The organism is Chitinophaga sp. H8, assembly GCF_040567655.1.
Taxonomy (GTDB): domain Bacteria; phylum Bacteroidota; class Bacteroidia; order Chitinophagales; family Chitinophagaceae; genus Chitinophaga; species Chitinophaga defluvii.
Window position 1 is genome coordinate 159,771 of sequence record NZ_JBEXAC010000003.1, and the last position, 15,208, is coordinate 174,978.

Sequence of the window (15,208 nt, forward strand, 5' to 3'; positions counted from 1 at the left end):
GCAATAAAGCTCCCCGTTTTCCGTTTAGGAGGGGAGCTTTTTCTGTTTATAGATTGTTGGAGCGGCAGGCTATAAACAGAAAAATATTGAGAAACCTTTTTACAAAGGCATGAAGTAAACCACTTCATGCCTTTTGTCATTTTAACCAGTTATATGAAAAAAAAAGCAATTAAAAATTTTGGCCATGTCTTGCTGCTCGGAGCACTAACAATGATGATGTCATGTGGAAAAGACAGCATTGCTCCCCAGCCATCACTGAACGTTGACAATGAAGCAGCTGCTGTTGCAGCAACGGGATTAGTTACCACTGCCTTTACTCCGCAGACAGTGGGTATTACTGTAAAAAAGATGGATAACCAGCGTGGAAACATCAGTCAGTATCTACTGTACATTCCTAACGGTTATAATGAAAAGAAAACCTATCGCTGGCCGGTGGTGATAGCTTTACATGGAATGGGCGAAACCGGTTCCAATATTAATGTAGTCAGGAATGTAGGATTACCTAAAGTAGTAGCAGGAAAACCTTTTGTTATGATTGCACCACAGTGCCTGCGTAACTGGTGGAACATCGCTACACTGGATGTATTGTACAGTGAGATCATCGCTAAATACAATGTAGATCCGAAGCGTGTGTATTTAACCGGGTTAAGCATGGGAGGATTTACTACCTGGGATTGGAGTATTCTCAGCCCACAGAAATTTGCAGCTATTGTACCTATCTGTGGTGGCAGCAATCCGAAGAATGTAGCCAGTATAAAAACTACGCCTGTATGGGCATTCCATAACGCAGATGATCCGACCGTAAGTGTTTGGAACACCCGTAATATGGTCAATGCATTGAAGGCTATTGGCGGCAATGTAAAGTATACCGAAAATCCTACGGGAGGACATAATGCCTGGGATAAGGCTTATGCCAATGCAGGATTATATACCTGGTTGTTAGCACAACATAAATAGCAGGTAAAAAAATGATCTACCGGCAGTTGCCGCTCCGGCTGCTGGTGGATTTCAGGAAACCATATCACCTGGATACTGTATCCGGATGAAGTATTACTTCTTTAAAGCATTGTATATGAGAAAGACCATGATAGCATTTTTTAGTGCTGCACTATTGTTGGGAACACTGACTTTTATGTCCTGTTCCAAAGAAACCCCTAAAGAACTTCCTGTTCCGGTTGATCCGGGAAAACCAGTTGAACCGGGAAAACCAACGCCTAAGCCGGATGATGTATTTCCGGCGCAGACAGTGGGTATTACCAACAAAAAAATGGATAATCAGCAGGGGAATATTACAGACTATGTATTGTACATTCCGGATGGTTATAATGAAAAGAAAAATTACCGCTGGCCGGTAGTGATTTCCCTGCATGGTGTAGGAGAAATTGGCAATGATGTGAATGTGGTAAAAAGAGTAGGATTGCCAAGGGTAGTAGCGGGGAAGGAATTTGTAATGGTAGCCCCTCAGTGTTTAAGGAACTGGTGGAATATTGCTACGTTGCAGATCTTATATAAAGAAATTCTGGCGAAATATCATGTGGACAGCTCCAGGGTATATCTTACCGGATTAAGCATGGGAGGGATGACGACCTGGGATTGGAGTGTAGCATATCCTGATCAGTTTGCCGCAATAGTACCCATCAGCGGAATGGGAGATGTGAATAAAGCCTGCAATCTGAAGGCAGTACCTGTATGGGCATTCCATAATGCAGATGATCCTACGGTGGATGTAAAAGGTTCGCGCAATATGGTAGCCGCATTAAAAGCCTGTGGCGGAAACGTGCAGTATACGGAAAATGCTACCGGCGGACATAATGCCTGGGATAAGGCTTATGCTAATCCCGCATTATATACCTGGATGTTGCAGCAGCATAAATAAAGAGCTATTAGCTGTTAGTCTTTAGCTGTTAGCTAAATGCAGCGAATGAGTTTATGCTCAATACCCTTTTTAGAATAGCTAACAGCTGTTAACTAACACCTTCCATAATAACAAGGACTTCAACAAAACACAATCGCTAACAGCTAAAGGCTAATAGCTAACAGCTCTCCTGATGTCTATTACTTTCATTTGAAGATTGACAGTGCCATTCCATTCATTTTCATCCAGGGTAAACACCATATCAAAAGGTTGTTTATCACTGATAATTTGAAATTTATCAGCCATGTAAAAGCCGATACCTTGTAAGGAAGAGAAGTTACGGCCTTGTTTTACAGAAAACTTGATATGCTCTTCTTTTACCAGTTTGGAATAGCCGCTGTCTACTACATTTCTGATCAGGAAAACAGGGCGGAGATTATCTGGTCCTAATGGTTCGAACTGTTTCAGGATGTTATAGAAAGCCGGTGTGATATCACTGGCATTAATTTCGGTATCAATGACAATTTCCGGGATTAATAATTCTGGGTTGATGGTAGTAGCTACTACCTGTTCAAATTTTTCCTGGAAGGCCGGCACATTTTCTGGTTTCAGGGTCATGCCGGCAGCATAAAAATGTCCGCCATAGTTTTCCAGCAGGTCTTTACACTGATGAATGGCCTCATATACATTAAAACCTGTCACGGAGCGGGCAGAACCGGCTACCTTATCATTTGATGTGGTGAGTATGATAGTGGGCCGGTAGTAGTATTTGTCTATCAGGCGGGAAGCCACAATACCTACAACCCCTTTGTGCCAGTGCGACTGGAACAGGACGGTAGATTTACGGGCCGCCTGGGTAGCATCATTCTGAATGAGCGCGATAGCTTCCTGTGTAATGGTGTTATCTATTTCTTTCCGGTCAAAGTTGTCAGCGTGAAGAATATCAGCAATAGCTTTTGCTTTCTGGAGATCATTTTCAATGAACAGGTTGACTGCTTTACGAGCGTCATCCATTCTGCCGGCCGCATTTACACGGGGAGCGATTACAAATACCAGATTGGAAATAGTTAGTTTTTCTTTTAGTGAACTAAGTTCTATCAGCGCTTTAATACCTGGTAATGGATCTTCATTTACCTTTATTAGCCCATGAAAAGCCAGTATGCGGTTTTCACCGGTCATCGGCACAATATCCGCGGCAATACTGGTAGCCACCAGGTCCAGGTATTTATTGGCTTCGGAAGGAGGAAGGCCTAGTTTTTGAGCAAATGCGCTTACCAGTTTATAGCCGATCCCGCATCCGCTTAATTCTTTGTAAGGATAAGGACAATCAGGTTGTTTGGGATTCAGAATGGCGACAGCAGGTGGTAAAATGGCATCCGGCAAATGATGGTCGCATATAATAAAGTCTATACCTTGTTCCCGGGCATATGTAATATATTCTACGGATTTAATACCGCAGTCTAATGCGATGATGAGGCTAAATTCGTTATCCCGCGCATATTCGATCCCTTGCATGGAGATACCATATCCTTCCCGGTACCTGTGGGGGATATAGAACTCAATATTTTTATACATGGTTTGCAGGAAGGAGTACACGGTAGCCACAGCGGTAGTACCATCAACATCATAATCGCCGTATACCAGTATTTTTTCCCTGCGGAAGAAAGCCTCTTCAATACGGGAAATGGCTTTGTCCATGTCTTTCATCAGCCATGGATCGTGTAAATCGTTGAGCGTAGGGCGAAAAAAAAGCCGTGCAGCGTCATAGTTAGTAACGCCGCGCTGTACCAGCAATCTGCATAACAACGGGTGTATGCGTAACGCCGATTGTAATAATTGCTCCTGTTTTGGTTGATGTCCTTTTACTGTCCAGCGTTTCTGCATTCATTGGTGGCTTAGGTGAAGGGTGAAAAAGCAAAGCAGTAATATATATAATAAAATGCTACCACCCTACTATCGGGCAAAAGTCCGATAGTAATCACTTTTCACTGCTCACTATTTTAAAAAGTCCGGTCTGTAGTAAATCGCACCAGCGATTCAAGACCCTTTCTGATTTCATTTTCCGGGAACTGGTTTAATATCGCCAGCGCCTCGTCCCGGTACTGGAACATTTTTTCCTGGGTGTAGCCAATTCCACCTGATGCTTTTACCATCCGGATTACTTCTGCTACTTTGTCTTTGTCTGTATTTTGGTTTTTGACTATATATATAATACGTCGGCGGTCTTCCGCAGTAGCGTGCTGTAAAGTATAGATCAGCGGAAGCGTTAATTTTTTCTCCCGGATGTCAATACCGGTAGGTTTACCTATTTTGTCAGCCCCATAGTCAAAGAGATCGTCCTTGATCTGGAAGGCAATCCCTACTTTTTCGCCAAAAAGGCGCATTTGTTCGGTAATATGTTCATCGGCACTGGAGCTCCAGGCACCGGCAGCGCAGGCAGATGCCAGCAGGGAGGCTGTTTTTCTGCGGATGATTTCAAAGTAAATATCTTCCTGTATGTTAAGTTTACGTGTTTTTTCGATCTGTAGCAGTTCGCCCTCGCTCATTTCCTTTACGGCTTCGGATAAAATCTGCAGGGTTTTGAAGTCGTGATTGTTCAGGGAGAGGAGTAATCCTTTAGATAACAGATAGTCTCCTACCAGTACGGCAATTTTATTTTTCCACAGTGCATTAATAGAAAAAAGGCCTCTGCGCTCATAGGCATCATCTACCACATCGTCATGAACAAGGGTAGCCGTATGCAGTAATTCTACCAGAGCAGCCGCCCGGTAGGTACCTTCCTGGATGTCCTTATTGAAGAGTTTGGCAGACAATAATACAAACATGGGTCTGATTTGCTTGCCTTTACGCTTTACAATATAATGCATTATACGGTCGAGCAATGGCACATGACTCTTGACGGAGTCTGCAAACTTATTTTCGAAATCCAGTAATTCCCTGCCGATCAGTTGTTTAATCTCGTCCATATAATAAATAAAAAAAGGATTGCTAAGCTAGGTTTAAAATGCCACATTTTAACAATTTGGCCCTTAATTTGTATATGGTGTATAACATTCCTTTAACAGTAGAGTATAACAATACTTTAACATGAGAGGAAACCCGGTAGATGAATGTAGTAATTATGCTTTCGTTTTGAGGCACTTATCAATGAAAATAATATTGCAAGAAAAATTTGTATATTCATTTATGATTTTTACCTTTGCTTGGTAAAAAACGGGTTATTAGTAAATTTTTAACAGTTTTTAAATAAAAAACAATTATGGCAAGCAAAAAGTACTTATTACTGGCAGGCGCTATGAGTTTACTAGCGGCGTCCTCTGGTTTTGCACAAGTTACGCCTTCTTCTTATGATGCCCTGGATTCATCTAAAGTTCCGGCTAAGAGAATGGCACAACAAAACAGCTTTGTGAATCACCAGTCTAATTTCCCTGCTAAACCAAGAAGCATGTGGGAACTCGGTTTTCACGGTGGTTTACACCTGATCTCCGGTACTGTTAGTCCTACCCCAGGTTTTGGTGGTGGTATCTCCCTGAGAAAAGCTTTAGGGCATACTTTCTCCCTGAGAGCAGAATACACTGGATCTTTTGACTATGGTCAGGATATCAAATTGAAACCATCTCAAAGAGGTGGTGGTGTTAATCCTTGGGCAGCAACAGCAGCTAAGAACAATGGTATGATTGTTCCTAACTACAAAACTGCTACACACGCACTGTCTTTGGATGCGATTGTTTCTTTGAGCAATATCATGTTCTACAAGGCTGAGCCTAAAGTTAACTGGTATGTATTAGCAGGTTACACCCTGGCTATGATCGATGTTGACGTAGATGCTTTGGGTGCAAATGGTCAGGGTTATGACTATTCCGGCATCAACTTTGGTGGCAAACGTAAAGACATCAAGGATGCATTGAAGAATCTGCAGGATAAGAAATATGAAAGCAATGCACCTTCTCAGGGCAACAGGATCGCAATCGGCCGTAAAGACGACAACCAACTGTTGCGTCATGCACTGGATTTAGGTACTGGTGTTGCCTTCAAAGTTTCTAACCGTTTTAATATCGGTATAGAAGAAAAGGTAACAATGCCTTTTGATGCTTACCTGGATGGTTATGCTGGTCCTGGTGGATCTACAAAAGATTTCTTCTCTTACACTAGCGTAAGACTGAACTTCAACCTGGGTAACTCCAGCAAACGCGTTCAGCCTTTATGGTGGATCAACCCGCTGGAATATGCTTACAGCGAGCTGAGCTCTCCTCGTCACATGAAACTGCCTACTCCGGTACTGCCTGATGCTGATGGCGACGGTGTAACTGACCAGTTCGACCGCGAGCCTAACACACCAGCAGGTGCTCCTGTTGATGTTCATGGTGTAGCTAAAGATACTGACGGTGATGGTGTTCCTGACTACAAAGACAAACAACTGATCACGCCTACTTACTGCCAACCAGTTGATGCTGATGGCGTTGGTAAATGCCCAGATCCAGAATGCTGCAAGAACGTTAAGCCTGCATGTGCAAGCCTGGTTCTGCCTAGCGTTTCCTTCAAAGGTAGCTCTACTAAAGTATCTAACGATATGGAAGCAGTACTGTCTAGCGTAGCTAACACACTGAGAAGCAATCCAGAATGTAATGTACTGGTTACCGGCCACGCTGGTGCTAAAGGCAAGAAAGGTGGTGTTGACCTGAGCAGCAGAAGAGTTGACGCTGTGATCGATTACCTGGCTGACAAGCAAGGTATTGACAGAGGTCGTTTCATCAAACAAAATACTCCTGGTGAGTCTGGTACTGTTGATTTAGCTCCTGCTAACTAATTCAGTCCTCACTGGTAAATAGTTTTAAAAAATACCCTGGCAGATCTTGCCGGGGTATTTTTTATTATAACAGGCAACATTTCAGATATTACCGCTAAATTTGAAGGCTCTTAACCAATTACTTATTACGTGGGAATAAACATTAACAGGGTTTCCCTGGCAGGTTTAGTAGTAGCGCTGGGTATTATTTACGGCGACATAGGAACTTCTCCGCTTTATGTTTTCAAAGCAATTATGGGGGGAAACCCGGTAAGCGATCTGCTGGTAATTGGAGGAATCTCCTGTATTATATGGACGCTTACCCTTCAAACAACTGTCAAATATGTAATTCTCACCCTGAGGGCCGATAATAAAGGGGAGGGAGGGATTTTTTCCTTGTATGCCCTGGTCAGAAGACATGCCAAATGGACGGTTGTCTTTGGCATGATCGGTGGAGCGGCCCTCCTGGCCGATGGGATCATTACCCCGCCCATCACTGTTACTTCTGCTATTGAAGGGTTACGTACCCTGGAAGTATTCAAAGATCTGGCACAGTGGACGATTGTAAAAATAGTGCTGACGATTATTACTGGAATGTTCCTGATGCAGCAGTTCGGTACGGTATCTATAGGCCGTATGTTTGGCCCTATTATGGTGATCTGGTTTACCATGCTGGGAATACTGGGCATTTCTCATATTGCAGATGATCTCTCCGTTTTAAAAGCATTCAGCCCACATTATGCCATTGAACTGTTAACAACTTACCCTAAAGGATTTTTAATTCTGGGAGCCGTATTTCTGTGTACTACGGGGGCAGAGGCCCTTTATTCGGATCTCGGCCACTGCGGACGAGGTAATATCCGTATCTCCTGGATTTTTGTAAAAGCATGCCTTATTTTAAATTACCTGGGACAAGGAGCCTGGCTACTTACCCAGCGCGGCCAAATCATTCCTAAAGATCAGAACCCATTTTTTACCATTATGCCGGAGTGGTTCGTGATTTTTGGTGTACTGATAGCCACGATGGCCTCTATTATTGCCAGTCAGGCGCTTATATCCGGCTCATTTACCCTCATTTCTGAGGCAATGCGTCTAAATTTATGGCCTAAGCTCAGGATTAACTACCCCACTGAAATGAGGGGACAGCTGTATATTCCGGGGATCAATGCTGTACTGTTTACCGGATGTGTATCTATAGTACTCATCTTTCAGGAATCAGGGGCTATGGAAGCGGCCTATGGGCTATCTATCACTATTTGTATGCTCATGACCTCCTGTCTCTTTGCCTTTTATCTGTACACCAGGAGGGTATGGCCCGGCTGGATCTTATTATATCTGGTCGTTTATCTTACAATAGAATTCTCTTTCCTTTTTGCCAACCTGGTTAAATTCATGCATGGTGGTTATGTAACGGTAATTGTGGCAGGGGCCTTGTTTATGATCATGATGGTCTGGTTTAAATCGCGTAAGATTAAAAACCGGTATGTGGAATTTGTACGACTGGAAGACTACCTGCCTATTTTACAGGAACTGAGCAATGATACTTCTATTCCCAAATATGCCACTCACCTGGTATATATGAGCAGTGCGGATAATCCGAAGGAAATAGAACATAAAATCATTTACTCCATCCTGAATAAGAAACCCAAACGGGCAGATATTTACTGGTTTGTTCATGTGGATGTGGTGGATGAGCCATATCTGAGCGAATATTCTGTACAAACGATCATCCCCAATGAGGTGATACGGGTGGAATTCCGCTTAGGATTTAAAGTGGAGCAGCGTATTAACCTGATGTTCCGTATGGTGGTGGAAGATATGGTGCGCAACAAGGAAGTGAATATTACCAGCCGTTACGAGTCTTTAAGTAAGAATAATGTTGTGGGCGATTTTCAGTTTATTGTTATGGAGAAATTCCTTTCCCATGATAATGATCTGCCACTCTATGAAAGAATGGTCATGAAAATGTATTTCTTCCTGAAAAAAATCAGCCTGTCGGAAGAAAGGGGTTTTGGGCTGGATTCCAGTTATGTAACCATTGAAAAATATCCTTTGGTAGTAGCACCGGTGACCAATCTGCAGCTGAAACGTATTATACGTGATCGTGACTGGTCTGATCCCCAGCAATTGATTTAAACTTATCTTATAGCATTATAAGGCGGTTTGGGAGTATATCCTGAACCGCTTTTCTTTTTAAATAGTAATAATACATTATCATTCATCAATTAAGCATTATTATAAATCAGAAACATGCCTATTTTTACTACTTAATCTTTTTTATGGTGAGGAAATTTTTTTGGGTCCTGGTTTTGATGGCCCTGCAACAGTATGTTATAGCCCAATCGGGCCCTTTCTCGAAGGATTTTAAAGAATTGCCGGATCCTAAACCGGTAAATACTGCGTCCTGGCAGGCTGTTTCCGGTAATCAGGTACATTTTAGCTTTGCAGATGTATCTGTAAGATATGAGAAAAGAAATGCCCCTGATGCAGCCACTTTACCTAAACAATGGACGGCTAAAGCCTGGAAAGGGGAGAAAGTACATACGCAGTTGTTGATCTGGACTGCGCAGCCATTACAGGAAGTAAGCATGGAAGTACTGCCATTGCAGGATGACAAAGGGAATAAGATAAAGACCAGCCAGATCAGCACAGGTTTTTTACGCTATGTGATGACAGATGGCTTGAACAAAGAAGGTGGCGGTTGCGGACACCGTGCACCTGGTGAGTATGATTCTTCTCTGGTAGCAGATGCGATTGATATTATTAACAAGCGTGATATTCCTGCCAACACAACGCAACCGGTATGGTTGAGCGTGGATGTGCCGGCTAATACTCCGGCAGGTATCTATAATGGGTATGTAAAGGTAAAAATTGGGCGTAATAGTACTCCTGCCATGTTGCCATATCAGGTACAGGTGCTGGAACATACCTTGCCCGCTCCTAAAGATTGGAAATATCATCTTGATCTGTGGCAGAGCCCTTATGCTATATCACGTATGTATGGTGTAAAAGACTGGAGTAAAGCGCATTTTGCGGCGATGAAGCCCTATATGCAGGAGCTGGCCAAAGTGGGCCAGAAAGTCATCACAGCTACGATTATTCATGATCCCTGGAATAGCCAGACAGAGGATATATATGGTACCATGGTAAAGTGGACCAAGAAGAGAGATGGCAGCTGGGCATATGATTATACTGTGTTTGATAAATGGGTGCAGTTTATGATGGACCTGGGGATCCGTAACGAGATCAGCTGTTATAGTATGATCCCCTGGAACCTGAAATTCTATTATTATGATGAGGCTGCCGGTAAAGATACTTTCATTATAGCCAAGCCCGGTACAGCGGAATACACCGCTCATTGGAAACCTATGCTGACAGATTTTGCGAAACATCTTAAAGCAAAGGGATGGTTTGGCATTACTGCAATTGCCATGGATGAAAGGCCAATGAAGGATATGCAGCAGGCACTGGCTATTATCAAGGCGGTAGATAAGAATTTTAAAGTATCTATGGCAGGTAATTATCATCCGGAGATAGAAGCAGATATACATGACTATTGCATTGCAGCGGGCCTGGATTTTGATAAAGATGTGAGGGCATACCGTAAGCAGCATAATATGCCCAGTACTTTTTATACCTGTTGTACCGAGGGTTTTCCGAATACCTTTACTTTTTCTCCTCCGGCAGAAGCTACCTGGCTGGGTTGGCATGCAGCAGCTAAAGGATATGATGGTTATTTACGCTGGGCATATAACTGTTGGGTAAAGGATCCTTTGCAGGATTCCCGCTTCCGTACATGGGCAGCAGGAGATACCTATCTGGTATACCCAGGATGGAGATCATCTATCCGTTTTGAAAGATTACGTGAAGGCATACAGGATTTTGAGAAGATAAGAATACTACGTGAAAAATTCACGCAGGCGCATAATACAGCGAAACTGGAAGCGTTGGATAAAATGTTGACAGGGTTTGAGATCAGTGCCTTAAAAAGCACGTCAGCAGCAGATATGCTGAAAACCGCCAAAGCGCAGTTGAACGAGTTCTAAGAAGATATTTCAACTTACAAGATGAAAAAATCCTCCGGGGAACCGGAGGATTTTTTTTTAACACAACTAAAAAACAATCAAATTGTCTGAATAGAATTCTCTCTGTTCGTCAATCGGGCTTTTTCCCATCTAAAAAGGTATTGATGGTATTGATCTCGGTCTGGCTGTTTTGAGCCGGATCATTACTCACCGTATAATTGGAATAGAAATGTTCTGCAGAGCCGGCACCATTATCCAGGTTCACATTTCTGCGCAGGTAAGCAGGTACATTTTCTATTTCGGCATTACTATCCATTGTTTTTACGTTAAAGCTGATACTGCGTAATTTAGCAATACGTTCTGCCTGTTTACGTTTCTGCTCCTCTGTATCTTCTACAAAGATCGGGTGATGTGGCTCTATTTCCGGAGGAGTAGTATACTCATCTTCTTTAAATACCATTTTCATTTCCGGCTTATCAGTTGCTGGCGGCGTATTTCCCGGCTCTACGTAGATCTGTGCAGGGCTGTTTAAATAAGCACCCGCATTGCTGTTAGGCAAAGGTTGAATAACATTTATGTTATTGCCCGCCTGCGGAAGCTGTGTAGCAGGAGCAGGGTTGCTAACCGGAGCCTGCGCTTGTACGGATGGCTGAGGTGTTGGTACTGGTTCTATATTCAGCACATAACTCTGCCTTTCCGGTGTGGGCTGTGGTGCCGGTGGTGTAAAGGAATTATTTGTTTCAGGATATACAACCATAGGTTCTACGAGCCTTGGAGCCATCAGGTCTACGGGTTCCTGAAACAAGGTCCCCTGGTTATTGCTCGTCATTTTCTTTTCATCCCCATCACGTCCCAGCGTCATTACAATTTTAGGTTCTTCCTTTTGTGCAATAGCAGCAGTTTGCTCAGGAGTTACTTTCATTTGCTGAATAGGTTTTTGTTCAAAACCTGTAGCAATGATGGTTACTCCCAGCTTTCGATCTAATGTATGATCATATCCCACACCCAGGATCACATCACAATCCTCACCTGCCTGGCTTTGTACATAAGCCTGGATAGTATCCATTTCATCAAGGGTATGTTCAAATTCACCTTCAGAAGAAGAGATATTGATAAGAATCCATTTTGCACCATGGATATCATTGTCATTGAGCAGTGGGGAAGTCAGTGCATCCTCGATGGCTCTTTGAGCCCTGCCTTCACCCTCTGCAACGGCAGCTCCCAGGATAGCTACTCCACCATTACGCATTACAGTGCATACATCGGCAAAATCGACGTTGATCTGACCGGTAGAGTTGATTACATCCGTAATACATTTGGCCGCAGTAGCGAGTACGTTATCTGCTTTTTCGAAGGCAGCCTTGAATTTAAGGTCACCAAATTTCTGACGTAGCTTATCATTGGAGATAATGAGGAGGGTATCCACATAATCTTTCAAACGGCTCACCCCTTCATCTGCCTGTGCCATTCGTTTTTTACCTTCATAAGAGAAGGGAGTGGTAACAATACCTACAGTAAGAATACCCAGTTCTTTACAGATACGTGCCACGATAGGAGCGCCACCGGTACCGGTACCGCCGCCCATACCAGCGGTGATGAAAGCCATTTTGGTATTCACCTCCAGTATCTTTTTGATTTCTTCAAAGGATTCCTCCGTAGCCTGTTTCCCTATTTCAGGATTGGCACCAGCACCTAGCCCTTGTGTTAAATGTGGCCCTAACTGTATTTTGTTGGGAACAGGGCTATTAGCAATAGACTGCGCATCTGTATTGCAAATGATAAAATTCACACCTTCAATGCGCTGGCTATACATATGATTCACCGCATTGCTTCCGCCGCCACCAATGCCTATCACCTTGATGATGGAGGACTTCTCCTTAGGAAGATCAAAATGTATCATGACTCTTTCTCTTTTATGGGTTAGTTTGAATAATTAAAACGAACAAATAGTAAATCAAGAATTAAGCTTGTAAATATTTTATTATCCTGTTCCATTCTAATTATCCTGGTATTAATTCTCAATTTTTTGATTTATAAATGGCTGCAACAATTACGCCATTTAGTATTATAGCTTAGCGTCCTCTTCTTCAGTAAACATGTCTATAATCTTGGTTTTCATCTTGTCCAGAAAATTCTTTAAAGATGCACTCCGCTCTTTTGCTTTCCTGTCCTGTATTTCCTCGCTTGAAGGAGCTTCTTCGTCTGTCCATTCTTCTGGTGTTGCCAATGCCTGGGCAGCCTGCTCTTTTGCAAAATAGCTGGTGTTAATTTTAACATAATTTTCTTCCAGTGCACGACGATCATTTTCATAATCGTTATAACCTTTCAGAATCAACCCTACGCAGGTAGCATACATTGGTTTAGTCAGTTCATCGATATGCCCGCTGGCGAGATGCTCATTGGGATAGCCTATACGTGCATTGACGCCGGTAGTATATTCGGTGAGCTGTATCAGATGTTTTAATTGAGAACCACCACCAGTAAGGATAATGCCACCATTCAGCATTTTATTATCCATACCGATCTGCTTGAGATGATATACTACAAAATCGAGTATTTCGCTCATACGTGCCTGGATGATATGCGCCAGATTTTTCACAGATATTTCTTTCGGGCTTTGGCCACGTAATCCGGGAATAGTGATGTACGCATTATTTTTAGCTTCATCCGCCAGTGCATAACCAAACTGTACTTTCATCTGTTCTGCCTGTGTTTTTAAAACACCCAGACCATTTTTGATATCGTTGGTAATGTTCTCACCACCATATGGAATCACTGCTGTATGTTTCAGAATACCTTCGTAAAACACTGCCAGGTCTGTAGTACCACCACCAATATCCACGATGGCTACACCAGCTTCAAAGTCCATGTCGCACATTACTGCGGCAGCAGAAGCAAGTGGCTGTAATACCAGGTCATGGATTTTAAGACCGGACTTTTCTACGCTGCGGTTGATATTCCGGATCGCATTTTTGTCTCCAGTAATGATGTGGAAATTGGCACCTACTTTCACCCCGGACATCCCGATGGGATAGGTGATGTTTTGCAGGCTATCCACAATATATTGTTGCGGTATTACGTCAATGATCTGATCACTGGCGGGAATTACAGTTTTGTACTGGTCATTGATCAGTTGGTCGATATCAATCTGGGATATCTCTGCGTCGGTATCATTTCTCACAATATCCCCCCGGGTTTGTAAACTCTTTATATGATGGCCGGCTATGCCAACATATACTTCGTTTATCTCCAGATTGGGATTCGATGCATAACAGTTTTCCAACGCCTGCCTGATGGCTTTTATTGTTTGGTCGATATTCAGTACCATTCCGTGCTGAACACCAAACGACGTGGCTTTACCGAATCCCAGGATTTCCAGTTTCCCGTATTCATTCTTCCTTCCTGCAATGGCAGCAATCTTCGTAGTGCCTATGTCGAGACCTACAATGATGGGAGCTTCCTGATTCATGGCGTTTTATTGTTTTTTGTTGTGTTTACAGATTTTTTTTCTGGCTTATACACTGCTTTAGGTTGTCTTTGCGGTTGGACCGGTTCTTTCTTAGCCGCTTTCGCTTTGGCTGGTGCCGGTTTTGCTGCATGTTTGGCCGGAGGATGTTCCGGTTCTTTTACTTCCTTTTTTTCTGGCACAACAGCATCCATTACCGGAGGTTCATCAGCATCTGTCAGCTTTAAGCTGTCTGGCTGTCTGATATCCGGTTGTATGGGAGCTTTACCATCTTTGCGTGTGCAAACCACTTCATTTTCGTACGCCACATTGATGCGCGTATAGTTATTCCATCCTACCTTATTTAAACCTTCTTTATAAAAAGCCAGTAGTTTGGTAAATTTCTTTTCTACATCGGTACCTTCTCCAAATGTGATGATGTGATCTCCAAGTTTGGGAATAAACTCCATTTTCCGGTCGCCGGTAATCATTATCTGCTCCACCTGTGCCATCCAGAAATCATTTGTCAGGATATATCTGCCCATATCTATAATCTGTGCAGATAACAGGCTATCTGATTTTTGCAGTTTACCACCATCTGTTGGGAATCCGGTAAATACAGGGACCCTGGCAGCATAGCGGGGTGAAACAGGTATGCGGTCTGCCGTTTCATCCAGATAAAAGCTATTTCCACTAAAGGTAAATACGCGTGCTACCGGCTCCCTTTGTACTACTTTGATATTTAGCTTTTGCTGATTGTCAAAGAATATTTCAGCATGTTTTACCCATGGATCACGTTCCACGATCTTTTCCAGATTGGAAATATTGATTTCGCCAATCGGCATCCCCACAGGGTTCACACTCCGGTCTTTTGCTACCAGTGATTTGATATCTTTTTCTTCAATGAAATAGTTATCGTCACTTCCGGTAATTTTTACAACAATGCCGCTGCACCTGCTGGCATCTTTATCCTGGACAGCTGCTACCAACAGTACTGCAAAGCCTGCCAGTACTGCCATCCAGAGGATGGAAGTGCCTATGCGCCTGAGTACTATTTTAGTTTTGTCCTGCATCGGATTTATCTGATTAAATTAAAT

Annotated in this window: 10 protein-coding genes; 5 read left to right on the forward strand and 5 right to left on the reverse strand. The window is 43.0% G+C overall.

Annotated features, from left to right (window positions below; all coding sequences use genetic code 11):
- The first annotated feature begins 153 nt into the window (after positions 1 to 153).
- Both ABR189_RS27575 and ABR189_RS27580 read left to right on the forward strand, forming a co-directional pair.
- Positions 154 to 957: a carboxylesterase family protein gene (locus ABR189_RS27575; RefSeq protein ID WP_354663746.1), complete on the forward strand. Its 804-nt coding sequence runs from the start codon at positions 154 to 156 to the stop codon at positions 955 to 957.
- Positions 958 to 1,072: 115 nt separating this feature from the next.
- Positions 1,073 to 1,876 (forward strand): carboxylesterase family protein, encoded by an 804-nt coding sequence (locus ABR189_RS27580; protein WP_354663747.1) that lies wholly within the window; start codon positions 1,073 to 1,075, stop codon positions 1,874 to 1,876.
- A gap of 150 nt (positions 1,877 to 2,026) precedes the next feature.
- Here ABR189_RS27580 and recJ read toward each other — a convergent pair whose 3' ends face one another.
- Positions 2,027 to 3,739, reverse strand: a complete 1,713-nt coding sequence (gene recJ, locus ABR189_RS27585) for a single-stranded-DNA-specific exonuclease RecJ (protein ID WP_354663748.1) — start codon at positions 3,737 to 3,739, stop codon at positions 2,027 to 2,029.
- Positions 3,740 to 3,855: 116 nt separating this feature from the next.
- Positions 3,856 to 4,821, reverse strand: coding sequence for a polyprenyl synthetase family protein (locus tag ABR189_RS27590; RefSeq protein WP_354663749.1), 966 nt, complete (start codon positions 4,819 to 4,821; stop codon positions 3,856 to 3,858).
- A 293-nt stretch (positions 4,822 to 5,114) separates the two neighbouring features.
- On the opposite strand from ABR189_RS27590, the gene ABR189_RS27595 reads away from it, so the two are divergent.
- The 3 genes from ABR189_RS27595 to ABR189_RS27605 all read left to right on the forward strand — a co-directional run bounded on the left by ABR189_RS27595 (position 5,115) and on the right by ABR189_RS27605 (position 10,687).
- Positions 5,115 to 6,662, forward strand: a complete 1,548-nt coding sequence (locus ABR189_RS27595; protein ID WP_354663750.1) for an OmpA family protein — start codon at positions 5,115 to 5,117, stop codon at positions 6,660 to 6,662.
- A 129-nt stretch (positions 6,663 to 6,791) separates the two neighbouring features.
- Entirely contained in the window at positions 6,792 to 8,777 is a 1,986-nt protein-coding gene (locus ABR189_RS27600) for a KUP/HAK/KT family potassium transporter (protein ID WP_354663751.1), read from the forward strand.
- A gap of 143 nt (positions 8,778 to 8,920) precedes the next feature.
- Positions 8,921 to 10,687 carry a DUF4091 domain-containing protein gene (locus ABR189_RS27605; protein ID WP_354663752.1) on the forward strand — a complete coding sequence of 589 codons (1,767 nt, stop codon included), beginning with the start codon at positions 8,921 to 8,923 and terminating at the stop codon, positions 10,685 to 10,687.
- 109 nt (positions 10,688 to 10,796) lie between these two features.
- Here the strand turns inward: ABR189_RS27605 and ftsZ are convergent, their stop codons facing one another.
- The 3 genes from ftsZ to ABR189_RS27620 form a co-directional block, all read right to left on the reverse strand.
- Positions 10,797 to 12,566: a cell division protein FtsZ gene (gene ftsZ / locus ABR189_RS27610; RefSeq protein ID WP_354663753.1), complete on the reverse strand. Its 1,770-nt coding sequence runs from the start codon at positions 12,564 to 12,566 to the stop codon at positions 10,797 to 10,799.
- 165 nt (positions 12,567 to 12,731) lie between these two features.
- Entirely contained in the window at positions 12,732 to 14,135 is a 1,404-nt protein-coding gene (ftsA, locus tag ABR189_RS27615) for a cell division protein FtsA (RefSeq protein ID WP_354663754.1), read from the reverse strand.
- The gene (locus tag ABR189_RS27620) at positions 14,132 to 15,184 is read right to left on the reverse strand and encodes a cell division protein FtsQ/DivIB (RefSeq protein ID WP_354663755.1); all 1,053 of its coding nucleotides are present in this window, start codon (positions 15,182 to 15,184) and stop codon (positions 14,132 to 14,134) included. The genes ftsA and ABR189_RS27620 overlap by 4 nt, the downstream gene beginning before the upstream one ends.
- Positions 15,185 to 15,208: the final 24 nt, after the last annotated feature.